Source organism: Nocardia sp. NPDC004068, from assembly GCF_042874315.1.
Classification (GTDB): Bacteria; Actinomycetota; Actinomycetes; order Mycobacteriales; family Mycobacteriaceae; genus Nocardia.
This window is the reverse complement of the sequence record NZ_JBIAMW010000004.1, coordinates 387,734-409,675: the sequence shown is the minus strand read 5'-3', so window position 1 is coordinate 409,675 and position 21,942 is coordinate 387,734. Positions and strand designations below refer to the sequence as shown.

Annotated in this window: 1 protein-coding gene; it reads right to left on the bottom strand. The window is 72.1% G+C overall.

Annotated elements, in window-relative coordinates:
* Window positions 1–21,942: hypothetical protein (locus ACFYTQ_RS12475; RefSeq protein ID WP_387359829.1), on the bottom strand; the 21,942-nt coding region annotated here is incomplete at its 3' end.

Here is a 21,942-nt window from a genome sequence, read left to right as displayed (position 1 = left end):
CGGACGCGGAGGTTCCGGCGGACGCGGAGGTTCCGGCGGACGCGGAGGTTCCGGCGGACGCGGAGGTTCCGGCGGACGCGGAGGTTCCGGCGGACGCGGAGGTTCCGGCGGACGCGGCGGACGCGGAGGATGCGGGGGATGGGGCGTGTGCGGGGGGTGTGGGGGTTCGGGGGGCTGCGGGGGGAGCGGGGGCAGCCAGGGGCCCGGGTCTACCGGGTCGTTGATTTCGACTTCGGGGAGGTTGGGGTCGTACCAGTGGGGTGGGTGTGGGATGTGGGAGCGCAGGACGGGGTTTCGGTGCCAGCGCGGCCCTTCCTCGTTCGGGGTGCCAGCACCGTCGGCGGGTGGGGTTCCGTCGTCGCCTCCGTCTTCGGTATCTCCCTCTGGAACACGCGTCCGATCGCGTCCTCCGGACGAAGTCGGGTCGTCCTCCTCCGGCGCATGGGACCGGTCGCCGCTCTCGGTCGAGTGCGAATCGTCGCCTTGCTCAGCGGGATTCGACGGCTTCGTATCCTCCGACGGCGCTGCCGGATTCTCGCTGTCTCCGATGGGAGCCGGGGTCTCACGCTTGACGGTCGACCCATCGCCCGGATCCTGTGGCCGCGCAGGCGGTTTCACCTCGTCCCGCTCCGAATCCGGCGGCGTCAGGGCACGGAAGGGGACGTCCTTCTCGGGCGGCGCTTCGCCGGAATCCGCGCGATGACGCCCGAGGTTCTCGTCCGCGGCGCGGCGAGCCTCGGCGAGTTCGTCGAGTTGCCGTTGGAGTTGCTGCTCGGCCTCGAAGTGCTGATCCGGCGGAAGCGCGAGCCCGTCGAGGCTCTCCAGATCCCGGCGCAGCTGCTCGCGGCGAGCGGCCTCGGTATCCAGGATGCGCTGATGGATCTGGTCGACATCCAAGCCCTCCGGATCGATCCCGAGTTGCCGCGCCAGGGTACGCATGGCGTCCAGGGCCTCCCCGGCGTCGGCTCGATGCGCTGGTGTCGAAACTTCCTGTGCGGCAGCGGGTTCAGCCTCGTCCTCGGCAGTGCCGGGGGGCACATCGGCGACCGGCGGCTGCGCCTTGTGATCCACGGCCGGTTCCACCGGGGCGGTGCGGAGGGCGTCCAGGTCGGCGCGGAGTTGGCGGCGGAGGGTGGTCAGGGCGTCGAGTTCGGCCTGGAGGGGGCGGTGGGCGGCGAAGTGTTCGTCGGGACGGAGGTTGGCGGCGTCCACGGCGGCCATGGCGTCGTAGATCTCTTGGCGGCGCGCCATTTCCGCGTTCATGACGCGGCCGTAGATCTGGTCGGGGGTGAGGCCCTCGGGGGCGATATTCAGTCGGCGGGCGGTCGTGTGGATCGACTCCAGGATCTCCGCGGCGGTTCTCGGGCCCGGCTCGGCCGTGGGGGCCTGCTCGGGAGACGCGGCATTGTCGGACGAGTTCGCTCGCGGGGCAGCGGGTTCCGGCTCGGGAGAGGTAGCCGCCGGGGGTGCGCTGGATTCGAGGGCCCGGTATGCCGCCAGGTCGGCGTCGGCGGCCTTGCGGAGGGCGGAGTTGGCGTTCAGCTCGGCTTGGAGGCGGTCACGGATCTCGAAGTGCCGGTCGGGCGGAAGACCGGCGTTGTCCAGCTCCTCCATCTCACCATAGATGCGGGTGCGCTCGGCGATCTCGGCGTCGAAGATACGGGCGCGCAACTGACCGGGAGTCAGTCCCTCCGGATCGATCCCGAAATGCCTTGCGACATCCCGAATCCCCTCGAGAATCTCCGCCCCCGTCCGCGCTCGCCCGGCCCCATCCGCAGCGCCGGGAGCGGACCGCGACCCCTCGCCGACCTCCTCCCCGGACCCGAGCGACGAAGACTCCGAAGCCCCTTCCCGCACGGCAGACGAGCCGATCCCGGACGTCTCCTCCCGCCGGGCATTCGACGGCGTCTCGGAAGTCTCCCCCCGCAAGGCAATCGGCGCTTCGGTAGCCCCCTCCCGCGAAGCGAGCGGCACTTCCGGAGCCCCCTCCGGCGAAGCGAGCGGCGTCTCGGGAGCCTCCTCCCGCGAAGCAAGCGGCGTCTCGGGACCCCCCTCCCGTGAGGCAAGCGGCGTCCCGGAAGACTCCTCCTGCGAGGTGAACGGCGCTTCGGGAGCCTCCTCCCGCGAGGCGAACGGCGCTTCGGAAGTCTCCTCCTGCCGAGCGGAAGCCTCTTCCCTCACGGAAGACGACGGGAGCTCGGGAGTCTCCTCCCCCGAGCCGACCGACGGAACCTCCGTGGCCGAAGGCGGCACCTCGCCCCTCGTCCCCGCCTGTCCCCCACCATCATTCGGCCCCGAAGGCAGATCCCGAGCCCCGCCATCCGGCCGCGACGCCGGTCCACCCCCCTGAACCCGCGTGAGCTGCGAAGGCGGCGCGTACGGGATATCCGCGCGCCAATCGGTCAGCGGGGGACGGTGGGCGTCCCAGTGCAATCCGTCCATGGCCGCGACGAAGGCGTTGGCCTCGTGCCAGGTCACGTTCTGGTTCACGGCCAGGAAGCGGGATTCGGCCAGGGCGTCGCGCAGCAACAGGATGTCCTGGGAGAGTGGCTCGCCCGCGATCAACCGGTTCCACGCCTCGGCGACATCGGCCACCGCGTCCAGCGGGCGGCGCATGACCTGGTGGCTGTCGGGATCGAGTACCAGCAGCGGGTCGCGCATCAGATGGTCCTTGATGCGGACCAGGTCCTCGTGGGTGAGGTCGGGGACGTCGATCTTCATGTGCGGGGCGAGCACCGCGGCGACGGCGTCGGGGTCCGCCTCGTCGAACAGCAGATCGCGGACGTCGGAGACGGTGCCGCGCACGATATCCGGATCGCCGCCCACGAACTTGTCGGCGAATTCCGCGGCGACACGGTCGATTTCGCTCTCGACGTAGTGCAGCTGGGCGTCGACGTCCCCGCGCGGATCGATGCCGGGATGCGCGTCGACCAACTGCCGCCGCACGGTGTCCACCACATCCCGCGCGGCCGCCAGCCGCTGCGTGCGCCGATGCTCGGCCAGGCCGTCGGCGATGCGGTCGACATCGGTGTTCGCCTCGTCCGCGCGGAACCGGGCGTACTCCATATCCGCCCAGCGCTGCACCCGCGCCCACTCCAGTTCGCGCCCGATCTGCTGGCGCACGAAGCCGGGATCGATCTCGCCGTGGTCTTCGGTCAGCGCGCCGCGGTCGATCTCGCGGACCATCGGCTGAATCTCGGTGGGCTTGTCCCGGAACCACGGATGCCCCTTGAACCCCGGATGCACCCGCCCCGGATGATCGGGATCGTTGTACCAGGTGAAGCCGCTGAGTTTGGCCGTCTCCAGAATGATCCGCATGGCGTTGTAGAACGCCCCGGAGTACGGCACCTCGTAGGTCTGCACCCCCGGCGGAATCTCGGGCTCCCCGCCCGGAATTCGGGGCAGCAGCTCCTCGGGAATCGCCCCCGGCGGATGATGCACGAACGGCGCCTCGACCGCGGCCTGGAACGGCTCGGACGCCCACCCGCTGACCCCCTCGGGCAGATCGCGCGGTTTGAACGACTTCGGCACCGTCGGTGGCGTCCCGTTCGTCACGTAATCGGGCCGGGCCGGATTCACCGGATGCCGATCGCCGTGCTCGTCCACCCAGAACGTCATGTCGATGCGCCGCATACCCGGCGGCCTCGCCGTGTACCGATTCACTTCCGGCGGCGGCAGTTCCGTGGTGTCGTGCCTGCCCTCGCGGTCGGCGGTGATCCGGCGGAACTCCACCGTCGTCTCCGGCCGCACCATCGCCTGCGCCACCGCGCCGCTCTCGTTCAACGCGCGGGTCAGCGCGGCGTCGAAGTGCGCCCGCGGGGTCTCCCCCAGTTCCGCGCGCGGCCCGAAGACGACGATGCGCGGCCGCTCGCCCTCGACCAGCCCCACCGTATCGGTGATCATGCGACCGCCGAGGGTCTCGATGTCGTGCCGCCACGCGCCCGCGACCCGGGCCATCTCGTCCTGGACGCGGCCGATCCGATTGTGCGCCGCGTTCACGTCGCGGGCGGCGTCCTCGAGCGCCCGGACCCGGTCGCCCTGCTCGGGATGGTCGAGCTCGAGCCGGGCGATGGTGTCGTCGAGCCGACCATGGGCGAGCGCCGCCTCGTCGACCCGCCCGGACTCGTCCAGTACGCCGAACCGCTCGGCCAGATCATCGCGCATGGCGCGACGGGGCTTGACCCGCAACAGTTCCCGGCCCCGTTCCTGCGCCAGCCGATCCAGCTCGGCCCGGGTCGCGGGCGACAGCGGCCGGGGCTCCGCGCCGTCCCCCTCGAGCCGCCGGAGGTCCTGTTCGATCCGGTTCAGGTCGTCGGTGAGCTGGAAGACCTCCTGGGCCGCCTTCGCCAGTTTGGCCAGCAGTTCCCGGTCGTGGGCGGTGCCGCGCGGATCGGCCGGGCGAGTGAACCCGCGCGCCGTGTCGTCACCGATCGGATCGATATGGCCGTGTTCGACCGCGGCCTCGTCGTAGCGCCGCAGCACCTCCCGGGCCAACGCCACGCGGTCGTGCGTCAGATGCTGGAGCTGGTCGCGGTCGGGCATTCGCTCGACCCGGTCCACCAGCTTGTTGTGCGCGTAGCCGAGTTTCTGGGTCTTCTCCTGAAGCTCCTGCAACAACCGCGCGTACTCGGCGGCCTCATCCCGCTCCGGTCCCGCCGCATGATCTACGCCGTGGGTGTCGTCGGAACTTGTTGGGGCGTGGTCGGTCTCGGATCGATTCGCACCATGGTCGATCTCGGCCTCGCCCGTGAGCAGACGGTACAGCACCCGTGCCGGTTCGGACGCGGCGCGCCCGTTGAGCGTCACGTCGAGGAAGGCGTCGGCCAGTGCCTCGCCCGCGTCGAACCGTCCCTTGCCGTCGAAGCTGTAGCCGCTGAGTTCCCGCATCCAGGAACGGAACTCGGCCGGATCGACGTGGTCGCGGGTCTGCCGGTAGTGATCCACCAGCGCCCGCAGCGCCTCCGCCCGGGCGTGTTTGCCGCCCGCGTAGTCCAGCGCGTGCCCGAGTTCGTGCACGACCGTCGCGTACACCGGCCGGTCCGCCACCCCGCGCGGGGAGAATCCGGTGTCCTCGGCGTGCCGCTTCGCCGCCCGGAACGCCTCCGGATCCATCGCGAGATCCCGGTTCAGCCGGATGGTTTCGGCGTGGTAGCTCCCGTCGGGCCCCTTGCGCCAGACCGCCTCGCCGTGCCGATTCCCCGCCAGCGGCGCGATCTCGATGCGGCGCAGGTCGATTCGCAGATGCCGGGTGAGCATGTCGTCGATCGCGCGCGCGAACTCGCGGACGGTGTCGACGGGGATGTCGTCGTCGAACCCGTGGAGTTCCAGGCCGGGATGCCGATTCTCCAACTCCCACAGCACACTGTCGCGATCGAGGCCGGACCACACGTCGCCGTCGGACATCCGGGGCGGGTGACCGTCCGCGCTACCGTCGACGGTCGCCGCGGCCATCGGTTCGGTTCCCGAATCCGCTTGCGGCCGAGGCGTTTTGAATCGGTCTATGAGTCGTTGCAGGGGTCCGCGCGGAGTGTCGGCGGGAGCCAGCGGCGCGGTGCCGTCGCGCAGTGTCCCCGCGATCCGGCGCACCAGCCGATCCGCGTCGGAGTCCGCCATGCCGTGCAGGTGCCGCGCGATCGCGTCGTGTGTCGTACCGCCCGCGCCCGGGCGCGCCAGCCGCCAGCCCCCCTGACCGTCGCGCTCCACACGGACGCTCAACTCGACATCGCCGACCCGGAAGGTGCGCTGTTCGTGGCGCGCGGCCCGGAGGTCCGGCGACCCACTGGCCTGCGGCAGCGGCACCCGACGCGTCATCAGCTCGCGGGCCACGTGCGCCGGATGCGGCGGCGCGATGCCCGGAACGTCCTGAGCCATCCGGTGACCGGCCCGCACGAAACCCTCTGCGAGACCGCCGGTTTCGTCGCCGAGTTGCCGCACCCAGGCGTCGTAGCCGAGGTCGGTCAGGCCCGCGTCGCGGTAACGGAGGTAGTGGGCCAGCATCTCGGCGCGGGCCTCGGATTCGGTCGGCTCGCGGAACGGCCCCTCGGCGGCTTGTCGCGAGATCGGAATCGCGTGCGGTTCGGCGTCGTCCCCGCTGATCAGCGCGCGGTACTCGATACGGTGCGAACCGTCCCACAACACATCGGCGTATCGGGAATCGGCCGCCGCGAGCGCCTCGAGCGCGCGCACATGCTCACCCTCGCGGGCGACGACCAACAGCGTCGGCCGGTCGTCGGTGGGCGCGGACAACCGGGCGACGTGATCGGTCAGCCGCTCCCCCAACGGGTATCGCGCGATCCGCTCGTCCAGCGCGCGCCGGGACGCCGCCGCCACCGCCCGGTCGGAGTGCGTACGGGCCGGAGCGTCCGGCGCGGCACCCGACGCACGCGGATCGCCCCACCGCGACCGGTTCTCGTCGAGCGCGGACCGGGCCACGTCGAAGGTCGTCTCGGCGGCCTCGGTCCCCACCTTGTCCAGATGACGACGAAGCGCCTCGATCCCGGCCTCGTAACCCGCCCGCTTCGGAGGCGGCGCGTCCCGTCCCCGCTCGGCCGCGCGCTCCGCCCGTCGATACGCGGCGTCGTGCGCGTCGGTGTAGACCCGTTCGGCGGGGCCGAGCGGAACGGGTGTGCCCGCCTCGCGCAGCATCCGGAAGGTCTCGATCTCCACGGCGTAGTCCCGCACCCGGTCGGTGTCGGCGGATGGGCTCAGCGGCGGCGCGCCCGGCGAAAAGCCGTGGGCGACATCCCATTCCGCCGCGAAGTGCTCCGCATAGGACATGGTGTAGCGGCGCGGGCCGTCGCCGCCGGCCAATTGTTCGCGGACCGCCCGGAATCCGGCGCGATGGGCCGCGGCCTCGAGGTCGAGCCGGTGCGCGGTCGACGCGGGGAACGCCCGCTCGGCGTCGGCGAGGGCGCGGTCGTACGCGGCGCGGTAGACCTCCTCGATCCGGTCCATCGCGACCCCGCGCCGGATGCCGAGTTCCCTCAGCTCCGGACCGTGCCCCTGCTGCTGCCGTTCCCGGGCCGCCAGGGCGTACGCCTCGGCGTGCCGATCCAGCATCGCGTGCACGTAGTCCGCGCGGGACGAGGTGAGGACCTCCAGCGGCCCGCCGCCTCGCCGGAAGGTCGAATCGGCCAGGGCCGCCGCCCGGACCAGTTCGGCGGTCCGGTCGCGGCCGGTGTGGCCGTGGGCTCGGCCACCGTCGAGATCGAAGCCGCGGCCGAGTACGACGGTGTTGGTCGCCGGATCGTAGCCCGGCAGCGGACCGCGATGCTCCCACCGCGGGGAGGACCAGACATCCGATTCGGCGGCGCGCAGGGTCGGTGTCAGGGTGCTGTCGCGAATGTCGACCTCGTGGCGTCGGAGCACCTCGGCCGCCCATTCGGCGATCGGGGTGGAGCCGCCGTCCCGGGCCGTCCGTCCCAGTTCGGCGAGCGGCGCGGAGACATTGTCGGCGATCGTCGCGGCGGCTCGGTCCGCGAGCCCGGCGAGATACCGTCGCGCGTCCGCGTCGAGCCGCCCGGCCACCGGCTCGGACGCGTCGGGCGGGGCCAGATGCGAACGCACCACGCCCGCTTCGTCGATGACGACGCGCACCGGATCGGTCGACATGTCGTGCAGATCCCCGCGCACGTGCTCGACGACGGCGTCCCGGGCCCGGTCGACGGCGGCGTGCGCGTCGATCAGTCGGCGCGTGACGTCGATGACCAAGGCGTGCCGCAGTTCTCGCGCGAACGGACCGACACCGTCGCGGAGCACCTCGACCAGCTCGCGCGGCGTGGCGGGCGCCTCCGCCCGGGGCTGGGCCTCCACATGCGCCATCGCCCGCACCCAGTCCGCCTCGAGCAGCCGCACCTCCCGCCGCGCCGCGGCGTGGTCGCGCACCAGCGACGCCAGCCGCCGGGCCGAATCGGGCGACGCCGGAATGTGTTCGGGAATGTCGGCGACATTGCCGCCGCGCTGGATCTCGTCCCATTCCCGGCCGTGGACGGCGCGATAGTCGTTGCCGGGTGCCGGGTAGTTCGGCGCGTCGAACCGTCCGTCCGCCAGCAGCGCGTCCACACCCGCCCGGCGGCCCAGGCCGCGCAGCATCTCCTCGGGCAGATCACCGGAACGCCGGGCGGCGTCGACCGCGGCGTCGTGGGCGTCGAGATACACCGCGCGCAGCGCGTTGTCGTAATCGGCTTGCACCGCTTCGTAATTGGTGGACCCGGTCGCGTGCGACGACACGCCGGACGTGTCGTATCCGGCCTCGGACAGCTCGCGCAGGAATTCCGCCTCGCGACCGAACGCGGCGGCGTCCGTGCGCATCCGGGCGTCCACGAATTCGGACCGCCCCAGCACGCGAATCCGGCCCGGGTCGTACTCCGCGTCGCCGAACAACGCCGACTCGGCCCGTGCCGACGCCCGGACGACGGCGGCGGCCTGCGACAACACGTCCCGTCCCTGGGTCGCGACGGTGATGTCCATCGTGCGGGGATCGACGGTATCGGCCGGGCCGTCGAAGCGCACACCCGCCCGCGCCTCCCGCAGGACCCGCAGCGCCTCCCGGCCGTTCTCGGTGTGGCCCAACACATTCCACACCCGGACCAGCGCCTCGTCGGGGACCCGGGTCACCAGGCCGTCGGGCTGGTCGACGCCGAAGGCGGCGCGCGCGGTCTCGGCGTGCGGCGGCTCGTCCGGCAGCGGCAGGCCGTCCATCGCGTCGGTACCGGCGTCGGCGCGGTGGCGGGTCGCGCGCGCGTCGGTGAGCGTGCCCGCGACGAGCACGTGGTCCAGATCCCCGTCCGACTCGAACCGCCAGGTCGCGCCCTCGGGCGGCAGGCCGGTCCGCCATTCGAGGATGATCCCGTCGTCGTGCGCGAGAACCTCGGCGGCGGAACGGCTTCGGGTCCATAGGGTGGTGTCGCCGCCGTCCCCGGGCGGTCGCACGATGCCCCGGCGGGCCGATTCGTAGGCGGGGTTGATCGACCCGTCGTCGAGCAGGCGAGGCACTCCGCGATACAGCGGCGTACCTTCCGCGGGAAGCGCGCCCGCGTGCACCACGGCCCCGTCACGTTCGCCGCGGGACGGCCCGCCGAGCGTTTCGACACCGGTCTCGCCCGCCGCCCGGACCAGCCGGTCGTAGATGAAACGGGCGAAGTCCGGGGCGTTTTCGCCATGGAGTTCCACGGCGGCGAACGCCTCGGCGACGGCCTCCGGGACATTGAGGGTGTCGTCGACGACGATTCCCCCGTCGGGGCCTCGGTGCGCGTTGAAACTCGCGTCGTCCAGCTGGTGCAACGCGTCCCGGAATCCCTCGGGCACGCCACCGAGCTCGGTCAGATAATGCGTCAGCAGCTCCCGTTCGAGCGTGTCGTCCAGAGCGTTCGATCCGGCGTCGTCCAGGGCGTGACCGAATTCGTGCACGACCGCGGTGTAGACCGGATCCGCCTCGGCCCCGGGCCAGAACCAGCCGGAGCGGACGTCCTGTTCGACCTCCCGCCGCAACACGGTCGGGTCGTCGGCGTAGTGCCGGTTGAACGTGATGGCCTCGCTGACATAGCGCCCGGTCCGCGGGTCGAGGGTGCTGCGCAGGGTGGCGATCGCGCCGCCCTCCGGATCGCCGATCCCGATGGACCGCAACTCGATTCGCGAATACTTGCGCAGCATCGTGTCGGCGGCGCGGGCGATGTCGCGAACGACGTCGGGATGGACGCCGGGCAGATCGAACCCGAAGACCTCGAGCCCGTGCCGCTCGGCGAGGATGCGGGCGATGTCCCCGGGGTCGTGCCGCGACCACTCCTCGCCCGCGTCGGGACGACCGGGCTCGGGTCGCGTTCCGTCCGATCCGGAATCATGATGCGGCGCAGCCGGATTCGGGTGCACCCCGTCGACCCGCGCCAACGGCACGCTGCCGTCGGACAGGATCTTCTCGATCCGTTTCACCAATCGCCCGGCGTCCGAATCCGACAGGCCGCGCAGATATCCGGCCAGCGCGTCGTGACTGCCCGGCACGCCGACCGGGCCGGGCACCCGCCAGCCGCCGCGGCCGTCGCGCTCCAGATAGACGGGCACCTCGAAGCCGCCGACCTCGGCGGTGTGCGGAACGTACTCTGCGGTGTTCCGGCCCCTGGTCCCGTCGATCGGCATGGGGATGCGCCGCGTCATGAGTTCGCGGGCGACGTGCGCCGGATGCGGGGGGCCGATCTCGTCGCCGAACCGCCGCGCCTGCCGGTAGCCGACCTCGACGAAGTTCCCGGCGAGTCCGCCCGGCTCCGGCCGCGCCCGGCCGAACCGGGACCGGCTCGTGGTGGCCACCGCGTCGTCGGGGAGTTGCCGCAGCCAGCGGTCGAAGCCGAGGTCGGTCTGTCCCGCCGCGCGATAGCGCAGATAGTGCGCGAGCATCTCGTCGCGAGCCTCGGGGTAGCTCGGCTTGCGGAACGGTCCTTCGGCCTCCCGCCGCTCCACGGGCACGTCGATCAGCGCGCCGTCGTCACCCGTTCGGAGCGTACGGTATTCGAGGGTGTGCGTCCGGTCCCACAGCACGTCGGCGTACCGCTCGTCGAGTTCGGCCAGCGCGGCCAGATGCTCGCCGTCGCGGGCGACGACCACCAGTTTCGGCGCGACGTCGGTCGTCGCGGCCAGCCGGGCCACGCGGTCGGTCAGGAGTTCGGCCGAGGGGTGGCCCGCGATCCGCGCGGTCAGCGCCCGCCGGGTCGCCGCCGCGATCTCCGCGTCGGTGGCCGTCACCGAATGCGCTGTCTCGGAATGGGTTTCGACAACCGATGGTGAATCGGGGCCGGTTCCTCGCGGACTGCCCCAGCGCGGATCGTCGTCCTTGCCGAACGAGCGGACCACGTCGAACTCCGCCTCCGCGGCGTCGAGCCCGACCTTGTCCAGCCGACGCCGGACCGCCTTCAACCCGGCCTCGTACCCGGCGCGCTCCGGGGGCAGGGCGTCCCGGCCACGCTGGACGGCCCGCTCCGCCTTCCGGTACGCCTTGTCGTAGGCGTCGGCGTACACCCGCTCGGTGGGTCCGACCGGCAGCGCGGTGCCCGCGTCGCGCATCATCCGGATCATCTCGAGTTCGACGACGTAGCTCGTCGCGTGCGAGCGAGGTTCGTCGCGATGGGACATCACCGGTGCCGGTTCGGGCGAGAAGCCGTGTGCCCGATCCCATTCCGCCGCGAAGTGGTCGGCGTAGGACCGGTCGCCCAGGCGCGGCCCGCCGGGACCGATCAGCTGGTCGCGCACCGCCCGCACACCCGCGCGGTGCGCGGCGGCCTCCCGGTGCGCGATGTCCACGGCGTCTCGGGAGAAGGTCTTCCAGGACCGATCGAGAGCGTCCCGATACGCCTCGCGGTAGCGCGCCTCGGCCCGGTCCATCGCGTGGTGGTCCGGCGTGGTGCGGCTCGCGTCGCCGGAGCCCACGCCGCGCTGCATCCGATCGCGGGCGGCCAAGGCGAAGGCGTCCGCGTGCCGGTCCAGCATGGTCCGGACGTATTCGGTGCGCGGCCGCGAGAAGACGTCCAGTCCACCGCCGTCCCCGAACGCCCTATCCGCCAGCGCGGCCGCCCGTACCAGTTCGGCGATCCCGTGCTGGTCGTGCGGACCGCTGGCGAGGACGAGGGTGTTGGTCGCCGGGTCATAACCCGCGAGCGACCGCCCCGACTCGTCCGGCAAGGGGCTGACCCGGATGTCGACGTCGTGCCGCTCGAGCACGTCGGCGGCCCACGCGACCACCGAATCCGAGCCCCGGCCGCTGTCGTCGGCGGCCCGCCGCAACAGCTCGACCGCCCGCGGCGCGAGATCGGTGAGGGCCTGCTCGGCCTTGGCGTGGATCTTGTCGAAGTACGGCTCGGGCCCCGCGCCCTCGCGGTAGATCGGCCGGTTCGGGTCCGGGGCGGGCTCGGGGTGGTGGTTCGCGGAATCGACTCGTACGACACCGGATTCGTCGATCACCACGCGGGCTCGCGTCTTGTCGGTGTCGGTCAGGTCGCGGCCCACGTGCTCGCCGACCGCCGCGTGCGCTCGATCGAGCGCAGTGTGCGCGTCGAGCAGGCGGCGAGCCAGGTCGAGCGCCACGGCCCCGCGCGGATCGGACGGATAGCCGATGCCGCGCTCATAGATCAGGTCCAGGACGCCCTCGGCGGTATCGGGGACGCCCGCGTCGGCGGGTCGGTCGGGCCAGACGTGCGCCAGCGCGCGCGAGAGATCCGCCTCGAGCCCCCGCACCTCCCGCCGGGCCGCCGCGTACTCGCGAACCAACTCCCGCAGCCGCTGCGCGGACTCCGCCGAGGGCGGGACGTGTTCGCCGGAGCCGTCGCGAATGCCGGTGTGCTGGGCGGCATCCCAGTCCCGGCCGTGGATCTCGCGGTAGCCGCCGCCCGCGTCCGGATGGTTGGGCGCGTCGAATCGCCCGTCCGCCAGCAGGGCCGCCACCCCGGCGTCCCGGCCCACACCGCGCAGCAGCGACTCCGGGACACCGGTCCGGCGCGCGGCGGCCACGGCGGCGTCGTGCGCGTCGAGGTACACCGCGCGCAGCGCCTCGTCGTAGGCCCGGTCCACCAGCTCGTATCCGGCGCCGTCCCGATCTCGCGACGATGCCCGGGAGATGTCGTATCCCGCGTCGGACAGCTCGCGCAGGAACTCCGCCTCGCGCCCGAACGCCGTGGCGTCCGCCCGCACCCACGCGTCGACGAACTCGGTTCGGTCCATGGCGCGCATGCGCGCCGGATCCACCTCGACATCGCCGGACCGCACGGACTCGGCCAGCGCTCCCGCCCGCACCACGGCGGCGGCCTGCGAAAGCCCGTGCCGCCCAACGGTATCCACGACGACGTCCATGGTCCGGCCGTCGAAGCCGTCGGCCGTGTCGCCGAACCGCACCTCCGCCCCGGCGGCACGCAGCGCGCCCAGCGCCTCGCGTCCGATCTCCGTGTGGCCCAGGACATTCCAGGTGCGGACGGTCGCCTCGTCGGGGACGTGGGCGACCCAGCCGTCGGGCCGATTCTCCCCGAACGCCGCCCGCGCGGTCTCCGCGTGCGGCGGCTCGGGCGGCCCGGCCATGCCGTCGACGCCGGAGACATCGGTGTCGATCACGTGCCGCACCGCGCGCACATCGGTGACGGTGCCCTGGATGAGCACCTGCGCGTAGATCGGGTCGGCGTCCAGGATCGGCTTGAACTTCCAGGTCGCGCCCTCCGGGGGCAGGCCGGTCCGCCATTCGAGGATGACGCCGTCGTGGTGGGCGAAGATCTTGGCGGTCGACAGATCCCGGGTCCAGGAGGTCGAATCGCTCACCGCGCTCCGGTTCCAGATGTGGTCCTCGGCCGAGACGTCCTGATCCCCGCGCGGTTGCGCGATGCCTCGGCGGGCCAGCTCGTAGGCGGGATTGATGGAACCGTCGTCGAGCAGGCGCGGAACGCCCCGGTACAACGGCGTGCCGCCCTCGGGGAGATTGCCCTCGTGCAGGACGTCGCCGTCGTTCTCGCCGAAAGGCGGTTCGGGAGCGGCCATATCGTCGGTGCCGGGGTGATGCAGTGCGGCGGGGTCGCCACCCGCCGTCTCCACCAGCCGGTCGTAGATGAAACGCGCCGGCTCGCTGGCGTTTTCGCCGTTGATCTCCACATCCACGAACGCCTCGGCGATGGCCTCGTTCACCTGCACGGTGTCGGAGTACACCACCGACTTGCCGTCCGGCCCGACGGTGGATTCGAAACTGCGCCCGCTGAGTTGATGCAGCCACGCGTGGTAGTCGTCGATCGACCCGCCGGGATGCCGCCGCGCGAAATGGCGCATGAGGTCGTGTTCGAGCGTGTCGTGCAGCGCCCGGCCGCCCGCGTTGTCGAGGGCGTGCCCGAGTTCGTGCACGATCGTCGTGTACACCGGATCCGACTCGCCGCCCGGCCTGAACCACTTGTGCCGCAACGCCTGATCGAAGACCCGGCGCAGGTCCGCGGGATCGTCGGCGTACTTCCGGTTGAGCCGGATGGCCTCGGTGACCACCTGCCCGGTGTCGGGATCGCAGCGGTAGGACGCGTTGGCGATCGGATTGATGTCCGCGATCCCGATCGAGCGCAGATCGATCTGGGGATGCCTGCGCAACATCGTGTCCGCGGCCCGCGCGATGTCCCGCACCACGTCCGGATGCACCCCGGGCAGATCGAACCCGAAGACCTCGAGCCTGTGCCGTTCCCCGAGGATTCGGGCGATCTCGTCCGGCGTGCGAGCGGTCCACTCGTCGTCGAACCGGCCCCGCGCGTGATCGGGCTGTTCGGCCCGGTCCTCCGGCCCGACCGGCGGGGCCTGCCGCGCGGCGTCGACCAGCAGGTCGTGCAGCGCCCGCGCGGGCGGGGAGGCGTGCTCGCCGCGCAGCATCACCTCGGCGAAGCCCTCCGCCAGCGCCTCGCCCGGATTGAGGTCCGACTTCGCCGGATCGTTGAAGCTGTAGCCGCTCAACTGCTTCAGCCATTCCCCGAAGTCGTGCATATTGCCGTCCGGGTGGGCGCGCACGTAGGCCCGCAGCAGATCCATCGGGACGTCGCCCTCGAGCCGCCTGCGGGTGAGCGGTGAGCCGGCCTTGTCGAGGACGTGCCCGAGTTCGTGGATGGCGATGCTGTACACCGGGCGGTCGTGGAAGCTCGGGTGGAACCGGCGATCCGCGATGTTCAGGTCGACCGAGCGGTTGAACCGGCCCAGATCCGTGGCGATGACCCGGTTCACGACGATCTCGGAGAACACCTGATCGCGGTCGTGGGTGCGCGCGATGCCGACGGTCTTGGCGAACTGCCCGTCGGCGAGCGTGTCGATCCGGATGCGCCGCAGATCCAGCTGCGGGAACTCCGACCGCGGGAAGCGGGTGAGCACCTCCTCGACGGCGCGGCCGATCTCCTGGGCGACGACGGGGTGCGCGTCCTCGAAACCGATTGCCTCCACGCCGAATTCGTCGCGCAGCCGGTTCGCGACGCCGTCGGCGTCCAGGCCGGACCAGTCGTCGTCGATATGGGGGCCGTGGTCGGAGTCGGAGCCGTCGGCCGGGATGTCGCCATGGGCGGCGTCCTCGTCGGGCAGCCGGTGCGCCCCGCCGCCGTCGCCGGGGCGGTCGGGTTCGGGGCGCGGCGCGCCCTGGGGTGGGGCGTCGGGATCGTCGCCGTCGGATTCGCCGAACAGTTCCCGGCGGACCCGTTCGACGTGGTCCATGAGGGCCTGGAACTCGCGTTCGGCGGCCTCCTCGCGGCGGCGGAACTCGGCCTCGAGCAGTTCGGCCTGGCGGCGTCGGGCGGCGTCGATCGGATGTTCGTCACCGAGATGCGGTGGCGGGACATCGGTTTCGCCCGCGGCGAGGACATCGCGCTCGGCCGCGGCATCGGTTAGTTCCCGCCGCAGCCGCTCGATCCGGTCCATCACCTCGCGGTGCTGCTCCTCGGCCTCCTCGGCATTGCGCCGGAACGTCTCGTCCAGCTTGGCGAGTTCGCGGCGCAGCGCGTCATCGGGCCGAGAGGGCGCGGCCGGTTCGATGGGATGCGCGGGGTCTTCGGCGCCGCCGCGATCGAGATCGTCCAGGAGACGGCGGTATTCGTCGGCGCCCGCGCCCACGTGCCGGGCGACCTCCGGATCGGCGGCCGGGTCCTCCCCCGCCAGCTCGCGCCGCAGGCGCTCGACCCGGTCCATCACCTCGCGGTGCTGCCGCTCGGCCTCCTCGGCATTGCGCCGGAACGTCTCGTCCAGCTTGGCGAGTTCGCGGCGCAGCGCGTCGTCGGAATCGTAGTGGGGGGCAACCGGTTCCGGTTCACCGGCCAGTTCGCGGCGCAGCCGTTCGATCCGGTCCATCAGTTCGCGGTGCTGCCGCTCGGCCTCCTCGGCCCGGTGCCGCGCCGACTCGTCGAACTCGGCCAGCTCGCGTCGTACCGCCTCCGACGGTTCCGAATCCCGGTGCGGCGCGGCCGGTTCCACCTCCGGCAGGTCGAGTGGGGCGTCCAGCTCGCGGCGCAGCCGCTCGATCCGCTCCATGATCTCGCGGTGCAGCCGCTCGGCCTCCTCGGTGCGCCTGCGCGCCGATTCGTCGTACTTGTCGAGCTCCCGCCGCACGGCCTCGGACGGACGAGGCCGGTCGCCCTCCGAATTCGATTGCGACGCACGGTGTTCCGGGCTGCCCTCGGCCGCGGGGCGCTCGCCTTCTCCCAGGCCGCGATCGGCCTGCTGGAGCCGCTCGGCGAGGTCGGCGAGCCGGTTGATCTGGTCCTGACGCTGCCGGACCTCGTCGCGCAGGGCCTGGGTGGCGGCGGGCAGATCCTGCGGGCCCTCGTGTTTGTCGATGCGGCCGTCGCGGAACGCCTCGTAGACCTTGATGAACGTCTCGGGATCGGCGTCGGCGAGATCGACGCCGAGCAGGCGGGCCCAGTCGTCGGCGGGCTCGGGTCGCGGATCCGAATCATCGTACGGCGGCGCGTTTTCCGCGGCCCGGGCGGCGGCATCGGCGACGGCGCGGCCGAATTCGCGCGGATCGGCGGCGCCCATCGCGTCGGCGATGATGTCGCGCAGGCCCGGCAGGGCGTCGGTGTCGTGCACCGGCGCCTCGGCATCGCCCACCCGCGGATCGGCGGGCGGGCGGTCACCGTCGGCGCCGTGCGAATACGGATCGGCGTCGAGCAGCGCCCGGGTGTACTCCTCGAGCGCGTCGCGCACCCGCTGATGTCCCGCGTCGCCCTGCCGCTCCAGCGCCCGGATCGCCTTGAACAGCTTCTTCGGGTCCAGGCCGGTGGGATCGGCCACCCAGTCCACGGGTCCTTTGTCGGAGACCTTCGGCTTGAGCGGGGACAACTCGGTGAGACCGGCGTCGTCGCCGAGCAACCGCCGCACCAGCCGATCGCGCGCGGCGTTCACGGCGTCGGCGTCCACGCCGCGCACCAGCTTCGCGTAATCGATCAACGCCTTGATCTGCTGGCGGCGCAACGCATTTCGCTGATCCGAGTCGGCGAGCCGATGCGCCATGGCGTCGGCCGTCAGCTCCGACTCACCCAGACGGAGCAGCTGCGCGAGCGGGGCGCGGCCCTTGCCGTCGCTCGACTGCAACATGTGGTAGGTCTGCATGTCGTTCATCGCGCGGGCGTAATCGCTCAACGCCTCGACCTGCCCGGCGCGTACCGCGTTGAGCAGCTTCATATCCGCGATCGTGCGGGCGAGATGTTCGGGATCGGTGAGCAGTCGCGCCACGTCCTGCGGCCCGAGGCCCAGCTCGCGCGCCACATCCACGAGATCGCCCAGCAACTCCCGCGGCGACCGGGGCGGGGCCATGTCCGCCGACGGCGTGCCCGCGGCCGGATCGGTATCGTGCGGGACCGCCCGCCATTCGCCGTCGCCGTCGCGCACCATCGTGACGACGACGTCCCCGCCGTCGAGGGTGCCGCGGTGGTGGCGCACCTCGGGGGTGTCGATCGGATCGAGGTGCACATCCCCGGCCTCGTCCAACCGCACCTTGCGGTAGTCGACGACGACCTCCCCCTTGTTCACCGCCTCGGCCAGATCCGGGTGCGCCGCAAGCAGATTCGCCAGCACCTCGTCGCGGGGGCGCTCCCCGTCGACCACGACCAGGCGGTCGGGCTGGCCGTCGCCGATCGGCACCCGCGCGGCCTGGTCGCCGTGCCGCTCGCCGACGGGCGTCTCCTCGGGCGGGAGCACCGCCTCGGCCGCGTCGCGCAGTTCGGCGAGCCGGTCGGCGCGCGCGGCGTTCTGATCGCGCAGCCGGTTCAGGGTCTCGTCCAGAACCGGGGTGCCGTCCGGATGGTTGCCGATCACCTCGTCGAAGCCGAGGCCGAACATCTGTGCCCACGTGGACAATTCCTCGCGCAGCTGGTCGCGCCGCAGGGCGTGTTCGAAGAACGCGAGCAGACCGTCGTCGCGGCCGACCTCCGGATTGTCGCCGACATGCCCCCACTCCGGCAGCGGGTCGGCGCCGTTGCCGATCGGCGTCATATCGCGCAGGCCGAGGTTGTCGCCGCGCGCGGCGATGAGTTCGCTCAGGAAGTGCCCGACCGGGTTGTCGTCGAAGAAGCTGCGCGGCACCTCGCCCTTGGGCACGGGGACGGCGGGACCCTCGGGGCCGCGCGGCAATTCGCCCGCGACATCGGGCCGGGCCTGTCCGTCGGCGTCGCGCCAGCCGTAGGGGCGGGTGACCTCCTCGTGGTAGCGGCGGGCCGCGTCGGCGAGTCCCTCGATCGCCGCGGTCGTGCGCAGCGTGCGGTATTCCTGTTCGGCGAGGACGCGCCGGATGGTCTCGGGTGATTCGTCCGGCAGCCGGAAGCCCAGGCGCTCCGCCAGTTCGGTGAGCGTTTCGTCCGCGGGCGGCGGCCCGTCGTCGTGGTGGTGCTGGGCGTCGGGCGCGGGGTGGTCGGGTGGATCGGGGATCGGCTCGTTCTCGAGATCGATGATCCGGTCGATCCCGATCAGATCGTGGAACGCCAGATCGTTGATGATGCGGTCGCGCAGTTCCGGATCGGTGACCGCGCGGAAGTTCTCCACCAGCGCGGCGAGACCCTCCGCGCGCGGCACCAGGTCGTGCCGGGCCAGATCGAGCAGGATCTCGTGCCGCAGCGCGGGGTCGTCGACCACCGACAGCAGATCGCGCAGATCCTGTGCGGCCGTGTCGCGGTCGATGTAGCCGCCCTCGAGCGCGTCGGAGATATTGCGGTGCGCCTCGACCGGATCGACGTCGGTCAGCCACGGCTTGTACTCCGCGCCGTCGGCATCGTGCACCGGGGTGTACTCCCCCGCCTCGATCGCCATGCGCGCGGACAGGCGACCCAGCAACGGCAGATGCTCGCGGTTCTTCCAAGCGGTCGCGCCCTCCTTGAGAATGCGCGCCACCGGGTCGCTGCCGTGTTCGCCGTGCTCGGAGGCGGGGCTCGCGACCGGGCCGTGCGGTTGCGGATGCGGGGCCGGATGCGGGGCGGGGTGGTTCTCGAACAGTTCGGGGGCGTGCTTGATGCCGTCCTTGACGGCGGTCTGCCCCTTCGAGTCGTTGCCCGATCCGGACGGGTACTTGTAGGACTTGCCCTCGAAACCCCTGGGGCTCAGGAACTCCCGGACGCGCTGCCAGGCGCGGCGCAGCCTGGACTGCTCCTCGGGGCTGGTCCCGCGGTCCGGGGCGGTGGTCGCGTGCTCCGGCGGCGCGGGCTTCCAGCCGCCCTCGCCGTCGGGGACCACCCGGACCGTCACCTGTTCGCCGTCGATCTCCACGACGATCTCGCGCACCCGCCCGGAGGGCTCCAACGCGGTGGGCTCGAGGAGGGTCGATTCGAGCTGGAAGGGGTTGTCGCCCTTCGGTTCCGCGCTCTTGGGCGTTCCGCTCTTGGGTTCGTTGCCGCCGCGGCGCGATTCGTCGCCCGGCTCGTCGGGCGGGCCGCCGGTGCGTGGTGGGCGCGACGGTGGTTCCTTACCGCCGCCACCGCCCGCGCGAGCCGGTTGTGGGCGCGGCGCGCTCTCGTCGACCGGGACCGCGATCGGCGCGACCAGCGGTCCGGTCTGCTCCTCGCCCGGGCGCTTGCCGTTCGTGCCGTCGGTCTGCTGGCGGCCGTTCTTCGCGGGGGTGGCTTCCTGGCCGCTGGCGGCCTGCACACCGGCCCTGGTCTCGCCGTTCGGCTGGCGTCCGGTCGCCGCGCCCGCTCGGCGGTCGGCGGGTGTCGTTGTCTCGGTGCGGTTTTCGCCGCCAGGTCGGGTCTGGTCGGCGGTACCGGCGCGGGGCGTGGCGGTGTCGCGGGGGCCGGACTCGCCGGGCGTGCGGACCTCGCTCGCGCCCCGAAGCTCGCTGGCGCGCGGTGTCGCCGAGGACGAGGTGCCGCCGAGGTTCTCGGCGGTCGTCGGCGCGCCGGTGCGCGGTGCGCCGGGGGTGGATCCGGTGCCGTTCGCCGGCGGCGCGCCCGCGACGACGCCATTGTTCGGCGGAACCTGTTGATGCTGTTCGTTTTTCGGCGTCTCACCGGTGACGCCCGGTTCGCGCGCGTCCGTGCCCGGGGGATGCGGTTGGCCGTTGGCGTCGGCGGCCTTGACCGGCTCCCCGGTGTGCTCCGCCGGGGTGGCGGGCTTGGTGTCGGTCTCCCCGGTGCGCCCGGCGCCCGGCGGTGCCGCCTCGGCGGTCTTGGTTCCGGAATCCTGTTGCGGCGCATGGGTTTCGTTCGTCCCGGTGTGCCCCGCAGCCTCGTCGGTGCTCGACCCGGACGCGCCGGTCGGCCGGACCGCGGGCGTACCGTCGGACGCTCCGGCGCCCTGCTGGCCGGAGTCATTCGAACGCTCGCCCGCCCCCGATACCGGCGCATTCCCGGTCTGATCCGAACCCCGCGAGTCCCCGTGCTGTGAATCGCCCTGCTCCCCAGCACCTTTCGACTCACTGGCGCCGTGCTCGCCGGTACCCTGCTGCGTACCCCCGCCCTGCGTATCGCCGTGCTTCCCGGTGCCTTCCGATCCGCTCGCGCCGTGCTCGCCGGTACCCTCCTGCTTCCCCGCGCCGTGCGAATCACCGTGCTCCCCAGCGCCCTCCTGCCCACCGGGACCATGCGAATCACCGTGCTTCCCAGCACTTTCCGACTCACCCGAACCGTGCGTATCGCCGTGGTCCCCGGCGCTCCCGGAATCGCCCTGCGTTCCAGCCTGTCCCGAGTCGTCGTGCTGACCCGAACCCCGTGTGCCGGATTCACCCGCACCCTGCGAGCCCGACTCCCCCTGCGAGCCGGGCGATCCCGTCGGGTGGGTCGGCTTCTCCGACTCGCCCGACCCCTCGGAGTGCGAGCCCCCACCACCTGACGCCTGAACCCCGGACTGGCCGTTGGTGTTTCCGTCCTCGGGCGCGGCCCCGGCGCGATGGTTCCCGGACGGCGGGGCGCTGCCGTCGCCGCCGACGGGCGGTGGCGTCGCGCCGTTCGGCCCGTCCTGCCCGGTATTGAACAGGTCGTTCATCCGGGTGCTGAACCCCGGCCGATTCATCGCCTCGGTCGGGTGCTTCTCCCAGAAGTGGTTCGCCCCGGCCTTGTTCGCGCCGCTCATCGCGCCATTGGTCGCGCCCGCGGTGAACATGCGCGGATCGATGCCCGCGTCCTTGACGTTCTTCCACGCCTCGCCGAACTTGCCGTCCAGGGCGGCGAGACCCAGTTGAGTGGCGGTCGCGCCGACGTATCCCGCGCCCGCGCCGACCAGGCCCGCGGTGGTGCCGGTGATCGCCCCGTTGAGGATCTTCCCGCCCAGCGACTGACCGAGCTTGCGGCCCAGCGCGTCTCCGAGCTTCTCCCCCAGAGGACCCGCCGCAGCGCCACCGGCCGCGGAGCTGACCGCGGTGATCAACACCTGGTCCCAGCTGATCCCCTTCCGATGCCCCTCGGCCACCTGATAGGCCTCGATGCCCACCTCTTGAATGGTGCCGAGGGCGGTATCGATCGCCACATGCTTGGCGAGGAACTTCAGCGTCGCCGAGGAGATCATCTTGGTGACGATGCGGCGCACCGCGTTCAGCAACTGTTCGCTGAGGATGCGCAGCCCGACCCGCGTCGCCGCGACCGCCGCCGCCTCCACCGCGGGCGCGGTCGGCGGGAACGCCCACGCCGCGATGATCTCACCGGCCAACATCCCCAGCGACGTGATGAACATCAGCTGGGTGTATTCGATCTCGGTGCCCGCCTGGTCGGCCGACTCCGCTACCAGATCGAAGTTCTTCGCCAGCTGCTCGAGCGACTGCTCCCCGTGCAGCAGCGAGTCGAACGCCTTGCTGATCTCCTCGGTGCCCACGCCCTGTGGATAGGCCGCGAGCGACGCCGATTTGGCTTCCTCGATGTCGGTGAGCAGTTTGCGCAGATCGCCCGCGGCGGTGCGCCACGGCGTGGCGACACCGTCGCGCATCCGGTCGGGGTCACCGTCCGGCCATTCCGAGCCCGCGACCCATTCGAGCCAACTGAGCCAACCGGGTAGCTCAGCCAT